1 pseudogene is annotated in these 319 nt (G+C 75.9%); it reads left to right on the top strand.

Going from position 1 to position 319, the window contains the following annotated elements:
- Positions 1-319, top strand: a pseudogene (locus tag ACEN88_RS34990) (hypothetical protein); the annotation flags it as partial.

Raw genomic sequence — 319 nt, forward strand, 5'->3', positions numbered from 1 at the left:
CGTCGCACCTGCAGGTGCCCGCGCGCCGCGGCGACGTGGCGCTCGTGCCGACTGCGCGCGGCCTGTACCGCCTCGCCATCAATCCGGTCAGCGAGACCTGCCGCACGGAGGCCGTGCTGGCCGCGCCGGTCGTCGCCGCGCCCGGCCTGATGCGGCGCCAGATGGGCGTCCTCGTGCGCAATCCGGGTGGCACGCTGGGCCTGTGCGGGCTCGGCGCCGACCTGTCGCCGGGGCCGCAATTCGATTGCGGCGCGCTGCCGCTGTCCGGCTGGACGCGGCCCATCGGCTACGACGGCCAGCTGTTCTGGCTGCACGGCGA

The organism is Massilia sp. CT11-108, from assembly GCF_047302915.1.
Taxonomy (GTDB): Bacteria; Pseudomonadota; Gammaproteobacteria; order Burkholderiales; family Burkholderiaceae_D; genus Telluria; species Telluria orientalis.